General features: G+C 72.9%; 12 protein-coding genes. 7 read left to right on the top strand and 5 right to left on the bottom strand.

Annotated elements, in window-relative coordinates:
- From JHD21_RS15710 to JHD21_RS15695, 4 genes are all read left to right on the top strand, one after another.
- The coding region (locus JHD21_RS15710; protein ID WP_292677112.1) for a phosphotransferase family protein at positions 1–708 on the top strand (708 nt) is incomplete at its 5' end.
- Between the two features lies 1 nt (position 709).
- Positions 710–1,861 (top strand): acyl-CoA dehydrogenase family protein, encoded by a 1,152-nt coding sequence (locus JHD21_RS15705; protein ID WP_292677110.1) that lies wholly within the window; start codon positions 710–712, stop codon positions 1,859–1,861.
- A gap of 27 nt (positions 1,862–1,888) precedes the next feature.
- Positions 1,889–3,154 (top strand): MFS transporter, encoded by a 1,266-nt coding sequence (locus JHD21_RS15700; RefSeq protein ID WP_292677108.1) that lies wholly within the window; start codon positions 1,889–1,891, stop codon positions 3,152–3,154.
- Positions 3,155–3,171: 17 nt separating this feature from the next.
- The gene (locus tag JHD21_RS15695) at positions 3,172–3,444 is read left to right on the top strand and encodes a Rho termination factor (protein WP_292677106.1); all 273 of its coding nucleotides are present in this window, start codon (positions 3,172–3,174) and stop codon (positions 3,442–3,444) included.
- Positions 3,445–3,455: 11 nt separating this feature from the next.
- Here JHD21_RS15695 and JHD21_RS15690 read toward each other — a convergent pair whose 3' ends face one another.
- Together JHD21_RS15690 and truA are read right to left on the bottom strand one after the other, a co-directional pair.
- Positions 3,456–4,052 carry a methyltransferase gene (locus tag JHD21_RS15690; RefSeq protein ID WP_292677104.1) on the bottom strand — a complete coding sequence of 199 codons (597 nt, stop codon included), beginning with the start codon at positions 4,050–4,052 and terminating at the stop codon, positions 3,456–3,458.
- Positions 4,045–4,839: a tRNA pseudouridine(38-40) synthase TruA gene (truA, locus tag JHD21_RS15685; protein ID WP_292677102.1), complete on the bottom strand. Its 795-nt coding sequence runs from the start codon at positions 4,837–4,839 to the stop codon at positions 4,045–4,047. Before truA ends, JHD21_RS15690 begins: the two co-directional genes overlap by 8 nt.
- A gap of 68 nt (positions 4,840–4,907) precedes the next feature.
- On the opposite strand from truA, the gene JHD21_RS15680 reads away from it, so the two are divergent.
- Entirely contained in the window at positions 4,908–6,620 is a 1,713-nt protein-coding gene (locus JHD21_RS15680; RefSeq protein ID WP_292677100.1) for an FAD-dependent oxidoreductase, read from the top strand.
- A 7-nt stretch (positions 6,621–6,627) separates the two neighbouring features.
- On the opposite strand, the gene JHD21_RS15675 is transcribed toward JHD21_RS15680, so the two are convergent.
- The gene (locus JHD21_RS15675; protein ID WP_292677098.1) at positions 6,628–7,539 is read right to left on the bottom strand and encodes a carbohydrate kinase; all 912 of its coding nucleotides are present in this window, start codon (positions 7,537–7,539) and stop codon (positions 6,628–6,630) included.
- Between the two features lie 38 nt (positions 7,540–7,577).
- Between JHD21_RS15675 and JHD21_RS15670 the strand changes: the two genes are divergently transcribed.
- Together JHD21_RS15670 and JHD21_RS15665 are read left to right on the top strand one after the other, a co-directional pair.
- Positions 7,578–7,799 (top strand): hypothetical protein, encoded by a 222-nt coding sequence (locus JHD21_RS15670; protein WP_292677096.1) that lies wholly within the window; start codon positions 7,578–7,580, stop codon positions 7,797–7,799.
- A gap of 7 nt (positions 7,800–7,806) precedes the next feature.
- On the top strand, positions 7,807–8,787 hold the full coding sequence (locus JHD21_RS15665) for a 2-dehydropantoate 2-reductase N-terminal domain-containing protein (RefSeq protein WP_292677093.1): 981 nt from the start codon (positions 7,807–7,809) through the stop codon (positions 8,785–8,787).
- A 31-nt stretch (positions 8,788–8,818) separates the two neighbouring features.
- Here the strand turns inward: JHD21_RS15665 and rplQ are convergent, their stop codons facing one another.
- Positions 8,819–9,451 carry a 50S ribosomal protein L17 gene (gene rplQ, locus JHD21_RS15660; protein WP_292677091.1) on the bottom strand — a complete coding sequence of 211 codons (633 nt, stop codon included), beginning with the start codon at positions 9,449–9,451 and terminating at the stop codon, positions 8,819–8,821.
- Positions 9,452–9,524: 73 nt separating this feature from the next.
- On the bottom strand, positions 9,525–9,768 hold a 244-nt coding region (locus JHD21_RS15655; RefSeq protein WP_292677089.1), incomplete at its 5' end, for a DNA-directed RNA polymerase subunit alpha C-terminal domain-containing protein.

Genomic DNA, 9,768 nt, shown 5'->3' with positions numbered 1-9,768 from the left:
TGGGCCGGGCGGTGCCGCGCCGGGCGCGCAGTCGAGGCACGCGGCCGCGCGCGCACGGCCGCGATCACCGGTGAGCTGGTGGACGTGCTGGCCCGGCTGCACGCCGTCGACCCCGAGTCGGTCGGGCTGGCCGACTTCGGCAGGCCGGTCGGCTTCCTCGAACGTCAGGTGCGCCGCTGGGGTCAGCAGCTGGAGGGTTCCAAGACCCAGGACCGGCCGGCCGCCGAGGAGCTGCACCGTCGGCTGACCGAGCAGGCACCTGCCGTGGCCGGCGACCCGTCGGTGCTCGGTATCGTGCACGGCGACTACCGCCTCGACAACTGCCTGGTCGGCGAGGACGACCGGATCCACGCGGTCGTGGACTGGGAGATGGCGACCCTGGGCGACACCCGCACCGACCTGGCCCTGATGCTGGTCTACGAGACCCTGGGCCGGTCCGACGCCGGCGAGCTGGTGTCCGACGTCGCCACGGCGGACGGCTACCCCGACAACGCCGGCCAGCTGGCGGCGTACGCCGCGGCGAGCGGGCGGCAGCCGGGAGACATGGGCTTCCACATGGCGCTGGCCTACTTCAAGCTCGCCGTCATCCTCGAGGGCATCCACTACCGCTACCTCCAGGGGCAGACCGTCGGCGAGGGCTTCGACCGGATCGGCGAGGGCTTCGACCTGATCGTCGCCGCGGGCCTGGCCGAGCTGGGACGAGGCTGACATGGACCTCTCGCTGACCGAGGAGCAGCAGGCGTTCCGCGCGCTGGCCCGGGAGTTCCTGGACCGCGAGGCGGTGCCGCACCGGGCTCAGTGGGACCGCGACGAGTCGGTCGACCTGGCGATCCTCCCGAAGATGGCCGAGCTCGGGTTCTTCGGGCTCACCATCCCGGAGGAGTACGGCGGGGTCGGGGGCGACTATGTCACCTACGCCCTGGCCATGGAGGAGCTCGGTCGCGCGGACTCCTCGCTGCGCGGGATCGTGTCGGTCTCCAACGGGCTGGTCGGCAAGTCGATCCTCGGGTTCGGCACCGAGGAGCAGAAGCAGGAGTGGCTCCCGCGGATCGCCAGCGCGGAGGCGCTCGGCTGCTTCGGCCTGACCGAGCCGGACGTCGGTTCCGACGCGGGCAACCTGACGTCCCGCGCCGTGCGCCAGGGCGACGACTGGGTCATCAACGGGCAGAAGCTCTTCATCACCAACGGCACCTGGGCCGAGCTCGCGCTGGTCTTCGCCCGCACCGGCGGCGACGGCCCCAAAGGCATCTCGGCGTTCCTCGTGCCCACGGCGACCGACGGCTTCGAGGCACGGGAGATCAAGGGCAAGCTCGGGCTGCGCGGCCAGGCGACCGCCGAGCTCTTCCTCACCGACGTCCGGGTCCCCTCGTCCGCGCTGCTCGGCGAGGAGGGTCAGGGCTTCACCATCGCGATGACCTCGCTCGACAAGGGCCGGCTCGGCATCGGCGCCAGCTGCGTCGGGATCGTCCAGGGCTGCCTGGAGGCGTCCGTCGCGTTCGCCCAGGAGCGCACCCAGTTCGGGCGGCCCATCGCGGGCTTCCAGCTGGTGCAGGACATGATCGCCGACATGTCCGTGGACGCGGACGCCGCGCGGCTGCTCGTGTGGCGCTGCGCCGACCTGGTCGACCGCGGCCTGCCGTTCCGCACCGAGGCCTCGAAGGCCAAGCTGTTCGCCTCCGAGGCAGCGGTCCGCGCCGCGAACCTGGCCATCCAGGTCCACGGCGGCGCCGGGTACGTCGACGAGTACCCCGCGTCCAAGTACCTCCGCGACGCCCGGGTGATGACGCTCTACGAGGGCACCAGCCAGATCCAGAAGCTGCTCATCGGGCGCGCCGAGACCGGGATATCCGCTTTCACCTGATCCCCGCCCTGGCCTAGGGTTCTCTTGATGTCGAGATACCTGCCAGCGCGCGTCGCCCGCCTCGCCGGGCCGACGCCGCTGGTCCGACGGCTCTCCAGCCAGTCGGTGCTGTCGGCGTTCGGCGACGGGGTCTTCCTCACCGGAAGCGCCGTGTTCTTCACCCAGATCGTCGGTCTCTCCGCCGCCCAGGTCGGCCTCGGCCTGACCGTCGCCGGCGTCGTCACCTTCGGCCTCGCCGTGCCTCTCGGCAAGCTCAGTGACCGGTACGGCGCCAAGCGGGTCTGGGCGGCCTGCTCGGCGATGGAGGCCGCGCTCTACCTCGTCTGGCTGGCGGTCGGCGGGATGGCGACGTTCATCGCGATGATGATCGCCCTCGAGCTGGTCAGCACCACCAGCCGGGCGGCCCGCAACGCCTACCGCTTCGACGTCTTCCCGCGCGAGGAGCGGGTCTCCTCCAGCGCCTACTTCCGGGCCGCCCGCAACGTCGGGTACACCCTCGGCGCGCTGCTGGCCGGCGTCGCCCTGGCGACCAACGACGACGGGGTGATCCGGCTCGTGCCGGTCATCACGGCCGGCCTCCTGCTGCTCAACGCGACGCTGGTCTCCCGGCTGCCGCGCACCACCGTGCACGCGGAGCACGAGTCCGCCCTCGAGGCGCTCGTCGACCACGAGGGCCGGGAGAGCGCGCTCAGGAACCGCGGCTACCTGCTCATGTCCGTGTGTGGCGGCGTGCTGGCCACGCACCAGGTCCTGCTCAACGTCGTGATCCCGCTGTGGCTGGTCGAGGAGACCGACGCCCCGCGGGTGCTCCTCGCCTGGCTGTTCGGGACCAACACCGTGATGGCGGTGGCGCTCCAGGTCGCCGCCGCCCGCGGGGTGGTGTCCGTCGCGGACTCCCTGCGCGCGCAACGACGCGGGGCGTTCTTCTTCGTGCTGTCCTGCGGCATCGTCCTGGTCACCCACGACACCGTCGGCTGGGTCACCATCGCCCTCGTCTGGGTCGGGCACGTGACCGTGACCGGCGCCGAGCTCTTCTCCTCCGCCGGCGAGTGGGGCCTCCAGGCCGAGCTGTCCGACCCGGCCCGCCGCGGCGAGTACCAGGGCGTCTCCCAGCTCGGGTTCACCCTGGGCTCGGTCTGGGCGCCCGCGGCCTACACGTTCCTCGCGATGGAGTGGGGCGCCCAGGGCTGGCTGGTCATCGCGGCCATCGTCCTCGTCGCCGCCGTCGTCATCCATCCCGCGTCGCGTTCTGCCGAGCGCTACCTCGAACGCGAGGGCATCGCCGTCTCGTAGCCGGGTACCGATCCGGTATGCCAGCACGGAAGAACCACGGCGCCAGCATCGGCGACGACGAGATGTACGAAGCCCTGCGCGACCAGGGGGCCAGCAAGGAGAAGGCGGCCCGCATCTCCAACGCCGCCGCCAACTCCTCCCGCTCCAAGGTGGGCAAGAAGGGCGGCGAGTCCGGCTCGTACGACGACTGGACCGTCGACGAGCTCCGCAAGCGGGCCCGCGAGCTCGACGTCGACGGCCGCTCGTCGATGAACAAGAAGCAGCTCGTCGACGCCCTGCGGAACCACTGAGCTCCGGGGCGCTAGGGCCGGCGCGTCTCCAGCACCCGGAAGCCCTTCGCGCTCGCCAGCCGCTCGGTCGGCCAGCCCTGCTCACCCAACCAGCGCTGGAGCGAGTCGGCCCCGAGGTTCTTGCCGACGACCATGACCGCGCGGCCCCCCGGGGCCAGCCGTGGCAGCCAGGCGAGCAGCAGGTCGTGCAGGGCGGCCTTGCCGACCCGGATCGGCGGGTTCGACCAGATCTCGTCGTACGTCGCCTCGGGATCGACCGCCTCCGGCGTGGACGCCCGGAACCGGTCGGCCAGGCCCAGCGAGGCGGCGTTCTCGTTGGCGAGCAGGACCGCCCGCTCGTTGACGTCGACACCGGCCACGACGGCGTCCGGCGCGGCGGCCGCGACGGCCAGCCCGATCACCCCGTAGCCGCAGCCGAGGTCGAGGACCCGGCCGCCCGACGGCGGTGCGGTCTCCCGGAACAGGACCGCCGTGCCCGGGTCGAGCCGGCCCCGCGAGAACACCCCCGAGCCACTCACCAGCCGCAGGTCGTGCCCCCACACCGAGACCTGGAGCGGCTCACGCTGGAAGGGCACCGACGGGTCCGCGGTGAAGTAGTGGTCAGGCACGCCGGGCCCTCGTCGTCTCCGCGCGGGTGGCCAGCTCGTCGTCGGCGGGGTAGCCCACCTCCTCGAGCGTCAGGCCCAGCGCGGGAGCCACGGTGACCGCAGGGTCCCGCCTCCCCGCCACGAGCACCTGCGCCGGCCAGTCGACCGGGCGCCGCCCCTCCCCCACGGCCAGCAGGCAGCCGACCAGCGAGCGGACCATGCTGTGGCAGAACGCGTCCGCCCGCACCCCGGCCTCGACCACGCCGTCGGGCCGGCGGGTCCATCCCAGGTCGAGGAGGGTGCGGATCGTGGTCGCCCCCTCGCGCCGACGGCAGAACGACGCGAAGTCGTGGAGCCCGCGCAGCGCGCGCGACGCCTCGTCCAGCGCCGCGACGTCGAGCGGGCGCGGCCAGACCAGGACGTGACCTCGGGCCAGCGGGTCGACGGACGCGACGTCGTCCACCACGCGGTAGACGTACCGTCGCCAGAGCGCCGAGAACCGGGCGTCGAAGCCGGGCGGCGCCTCGGCCGCGCGCAGGACGCGTAGGTCGGTGGCGAGCACGCCGTTCACGCGGCGGACGAGCTGGTCGGTCCCCTCGGGGAGCGCCGCGAGGTCGACGTGGACCACCTGGCCGCGCGCGTGCACCCCGGCGTCGGTGCGTCCGGCGCAGGTGAGGTCGACCGACGGCACCCGGAGCACCGTGGCCAGTGCGGTCGACAGCTCCCCCTCGACCGTCCGCAGTCCCGGCTGCGCGGCCCAGCCCCTGAAGTCGCCACCGTCGTAGGCGACGTGAAGTCGGATCCGCACAGGGGCATCCTTCCAGCCCGCCGTCGTACGCCGGGGCCGGGGATTGCCCACCCGAATAGGCTGGAAGGGTGCCGAACCCCGCCATCATCCTGGTCTCGGAGCACCACGTGGACACGCTGCTCGAGGTGTTCTACCGCCGCTACGGCTACGACTACGACCTGCGCTCCGCCCGGACCTGCGCCGACGCGGAGAAGCTGGCCCTCGAGATCGTCCACGGGGGCGGTCAGGTCGCCCTCTTCGTCAGCGACTCCCGGCTGCCCGACGTCCCCGACACCGAGGACCACCCCGGGATGTTCGAGGCGGTGCACCGGTTCCGCCTCGCCGTCCCCAGCGCTCGCCGCGTCATCACCCCGCACTGGGACTACTTCCTGACCGACGCCGACCGGCTCCGCCCCGGTCTGGCCCGCGGCAAGTTCGACGCCTACCTGCTGATGCCCCGCGGCAACCGGGACGAGGAGTTCCACAACGCGATCACCGAGCTGCTGTCGGACTGGACCTCGACGGTGCCGCACCCGGAGGTGGTCAGCGCCAAGGTCATCTCACCCCACCACGACGGCCTGACCATGGCCATCCGGGACTTCCTCGACCGGATGGGCATGCAGAACAACCTCTACGACCCCACCGACCCGCACCTCGCCGACTTCCTGCCGACGCTGCACGCGGAGCTGGGGACGGACCAGCCCCGCTGGCCCGTGGTCTGGTCGCCCGCTCGCGGCGCGATCGAGGCGACCTCGGTGCGCGACGTCGCCCGGTCGATCTACCCGCGCACCGTGGAGGCCGCCGACGAGGTCGTCGACCTCGCCATCATCGGTGCCGGGCCGGCCGGGCTCGCGGCCGCGGTCTACGCCGCCTCCGAGGGACTCAGCGTCCGCGTGCTGGAGTCCGAGGCGATCGGCGGTCAGGCCGGCACCAGCTCGATGATCCGCAACTACCTCGGCTTCCCACGCGGCATCTCCGGCATGCGGCTCGGCCTGCGGGCCCGCAACCAGGCGATCCGCTTCGGCACCCAGTTCCTCACCGGGTGGGAGGTCACCGGGCTCGAGCCGGGCACGGACGGGCAGCCGCACGTGCTGCACTGCGAGGACGACGAGGTCCGGGCCCGCTCGGTCCTCGTCTCCTGCGGCGTGGCGTACCGCAAGCTCGGCGTGCCCGCCCTGGAGGAGCTGGTCGGCAACGGAGTCAACTACGGCGCCGCGATGACCGCCGGGCGCGAGATGGAGGGGTACGACGTCGTCGTGGTCGGCGGGGGCAACTCGGCCGGCCAGGCGGCCCTGCACCTGTGCCGGTTCGCGCAGTCAGTGACGATCGTGGTCCGCCGCCGCGGTCTCGAGGAGACCATGTCCGACTACCTGATCCAGGAGATCGGCTACCAGGAGCGGATCGAGGTCCTCCCGTGCACGCGCGTGGTCGACGGCGGGGGCGACGGCTCCCTGGAGTGGCTCATGCTCGAGGACCTCAACACCGGGGAGACGACGCGCAAGCAGGCCCGCGGTCTGTTCCTGCTGCTGGGAGCCGAGCCCCGGTGCGACTTCCTCCCGAGCGGGCTCGCCCGCGACGAGCGGCAGTTCATCCTCACCGGCCGGGACGTACCGCGCGACAAGTGGGTCGACGGCGTGCCGCCCGCCAACCTCGCCACCACGATCCCGGGCATCTTCGCGGCGGGCGACGTCCGCGCCGGCTCGATGAAGCGGGTCGCCGCGGCGAGCGGCGAGGGCGCATCGGTCGTCCCGCTCGTGCACGCGTGGCTGACGCCGGCACCCGAGGAGCTCTCGGTCGGCTGACCGGTGGTCAGGTGAGCTCGCGCCGCCACGGCGGGTCGGCCCCGGGCCGCGACACGGTCACCGCGGCGGCCCGGGCCGCGTGCTCGAGCACCTGGACGACCTCGGCCCGGTCGAGCGACCCGAGTGCCTCCCGATGCTCGGCGCCGAGCCGGCCGCGCTCCCAGAGCGCGTCGACGAGCGCGGCACCGAACGTGTCGCCGGCCCCGATCGTGTCGGCCACCGTCACTGGTCGGGACTCGACCTCGACCGCGCCCTGACGGTCGAGCCACAGGGCGCCGTCCGCCCCTCGAGTCACGACCACCGCCGCCGGGCCGCGGGCCAGCAGGGCCGCCGCCGCCTCGGCGAGGGGGCGTCCGGGGTAGAACGCCTCGAGGTCCTCGTCGCTGGCCTTGACCAGGTCGGCCACGTCGACCATCCGCTCGACGCGGGCGACGACGTCCGGGCCGGTGCCGGTCACCGCGGGGCGGGCGTTGACGTCGTAGGTGATGGTGGCCCGGTCGCGGAGCCGGGCGAGCAGGGCCACGACGTCCTCGGCCCCGGGGGCCAGCACCGCCCCCAGCGAGCAGGTGTGCGCCACCAGCGGCGCGGGGTCCTCGGGGACGGGGTTGAGCCGCCAGTCGATGTCGAAGCGGTAGGTCGCGGCCCCGGTGCTGCCGATGGTCGCCAGCGCGGTGGAGGTCCGCTCGACGGCGCCGGGGTCGCAGGCCAGCTCCACGCCGGCGGATGCGAGGTGGTCCCGGATCATGTCCCCACGCCGGTCCGCCGCGAAGCTGGTCGCGAGCCGCACCGGCCGCCCCAGCCGGGAGAGGGCGACCGCCACGTTGGCCGCGCTGCCGCCGGCGTACTCGTGCGGCACCCCGCTGGTCGTGGCCACGACGTCGACCAGGGACTCCCCCACCACCAGCACGTCCCGCTCCATGGCGGCAGTCTGGCACCCGACGGTGGCATGATCCGGGCATGACCGATCCGGCCACCTCAGGCTCGATGAACCCCCAGCAGCTCACCACGCTGTTCCGGTGGATGGCCGCCGGCGACTTCGTCGCCGGTGCCGCGCTGGTCGCGATCGGCCTCTACTTCGAGGAGACGGTCGTCAGTGCGATCGGCCTGGTGCTCCTGCTGTCGGGGACCGCGGTCCTGGCGTGGATGATCGTGCGGGGCAACCGCCCCACCCAGATGTGAACCGCTGATGAGGTACGTCGTCTACGGCGTCGGGGCCGTCGGCGGCGTGATCGCCGGCCACCTGCGCCGCACCGGGCACCCCGTCACCCTCGTGGCGCGTGGTGACCACCTCGCCGCGATCAGGGCGCACGGGCTGACGCTGGACACGTACGAGGCGACGTACACCGTCGACGCACCCGCGACTGACACCGGCGCCGACGTCGACTGGACCGAGGACACGGTGGTCGTGCTGGCCGTGAAGTCGCAGCACACGCCCCACGTCCTCGCGGACCTGGTCCGCCACGCCCCGCCGGCCACACCGGTGCTCACCGCCCAGAACGGCGTCGCGAACGAGCCGGAGGTGCTCCGCCGCTTCGCCCGGACCTACGGCGTGCTGGTGATGCTCCCGGCCACCCACCTCGTCCCGGGGGTCGTCGTCCAGAAGTGCCACCCGGTGCCGGGGATGCTCGACCTGGGCCGGGTCCCGGGAGGCACGGACGAGCTCTGCGCCGCGGTGGCCGCCGACCTGAGGACGGCGGGGTTCGGCTCGCAGGTGCGGCCGGACATCATGGCGTGGAAGCACCGGAAGCTGTTGATGAACCTCGGCAACGCGGTCGACGCGACCTGCGCGCCGGGCGCCGCTGCGGACGAGCTCGTGGAGCGGGCCCGGGCGGAGGGCGAGGAGACCCTGCGTGCTGCCGGCATCCCGGTGGTCGACGCGGAGCAGGACGAGGCGCGCCGCGGCGACGTGCTGCAGCCGCGGCCGACCGGACAGCCGCCGCGGGGCGGCTCGACCTGGCAGAGCCTGAGCCGCGGCGCCGACGGGACCGAGGTCGACCACCTCAGCGGTGAGATCGTCCTGCAGGGCCGGCTCCACGGGATCGCGACCCCGGTCAACGAGCTGCTCCTCGACACGGTCCACGACGTCGTGCGCCGGGGTGCTCCTCCACGCAGCCTGGACGCCGCGGACCTGCTCTCCCGCCTATCACCACGACGACCCGCCCGGTGATCCCGGGCGGGTCGTCGGTGAAGCGGTGTGATCAGGCCTTGCTGTCGTCCTCGGCGTCCGCAGACTCCTCGGCGGCGTCCGCAGCGGGCGCCTCGTCCTCGACCGGCTGCTTCTCGGCGACGACGCTCTCCTCGGGCGACGCCTCCTCGGTCAGCTCGGTGGGGCCGTCCACGGCCTCGGGCGTCTCGTCGACGACCTCGGTCTCCTCGACCTCGGTCTCCTCGGCCGGGGCGGCCGCCTTGGGCTCCTCGGCCTTCTTGGCCTTGCTGCGGGCCGGCTTCGGGTCGTAGGCCTCCGTCACCAGCTCGATGACCGCCATGGGGGCGTTGTCGCCCTTGCGCGGACCGAGCTTGGTGATCCGGGTGTAGCCGCCCGGCCGGTCGGCGAAGCTCGGGCCGATCTCGGTGAAGAGGGTGTGCACGACCGACTTGTCGCGGATGGTCTTCAGGACCTCGCGGCGGTGGTGCAGGCTCTCGACGGTGCCGAGCTCGGCCTTCTTGGCCTTGGTGATCAGCTTCTCCGCGACCGGGCGCAGCGTGCGGGCCCGGGTCTCGGTGGTGGTGATCCGGCCGTGCTCGAACAGCGCCGTGGCGAGGTTCGACAGGATCAGCCGCTGGTGGGCCGGGCTGCCGCCGAGGCGGGGGCCCTTCTTGGGAGTGGGCATTGCTTCTCTCGTTTCTCCCGAGCCGTATCAGGTACTCGAGTAGATGCTGCTGCTACGGGAAGTGGAGCTTCGCTCAGTACTGCTCGTCCTCGACGAAGGCGTCGTCGTCGTCGTCGCCGTACGCCGCCAGGGCCGCGTGCGGGTCGAAGCCGGGGGCGCTGTCCTTGAGGGACAGGCCCATCTCGACCAGCTTGGCCTTGACCTCGTCGATCGACTTCGCGCCGAAGTTGCGGATGTCGAGCAGGTCCTGCTCCGAGCGGCTGATGAGCTCACCCACGGTGTGGATGCCCTCGCGCTTGAGGCAGTTGTAGGAGCGG

Origin of the sequence: Nocardioides sp. (assembly GCF_016462705.1) — a bacterium.
GTDB lineage: Bacteria > Actinomycetota > Actinomycetes > Propionibacteriales > Nocardioidaceae > Nocardioides.
This window is presented reverse-complemented; position numbering and strand designations above follow the sequence as displayed.

Bases quoted from the DNA above. Each gene is read 5' to 3' on its own strand.
- JHD21_RS15705 (WP_292677110.1), top strand. From the start codon at position 710: ATGGACCTCTCGCTGACCGAGGAGCAGCAGGCGTTCCGCGCGCTGGCC.
- JHD21_RS15700 (WP_292677108.1), top strand. From the start codon at position 1,889: ATGTCGAGATACCTGCCAGCGCGCGTCGCCCGCCTCGCCGGGCCGACG.
- JHD21_RS15695 (WP_292677106.1), top strand. From the start codon at position 3,172: ATGCCAGCACGGAAGAACCACGGCGCCAGCATCGGCGACGACGAGATG.
- JHD21_RS15675 (WP_292677098.1), bottom strand. From the start codon at position 7,539: ATGGAGCGGGACGTGCTGGTGGTGGGGGAGTCCCTGGTCGACGTCGTG.
- JHD21_RS15670 (WP_292677096.1), top strand. From the start codon at position 7,578: ATGACCGATCCGGCCACCTCAGGCTCGATGAACCCCCAGCAGCTCACC.
- JHD21_RS15665 (WP_292677093.1), top strand. From the start codon at position 7,807: ATGAGGTACGTCGTCTACGGCGTCGGGGCCGTCGGCGGCGTGATCGCC.
- rplQ (WP_292677091.1), bottom strand. From the start codon at position 9,451: ATGCCCACTCCCAAGAAGGGCCCCCGCCTCGGCGGCAGCCCGGCCCAC.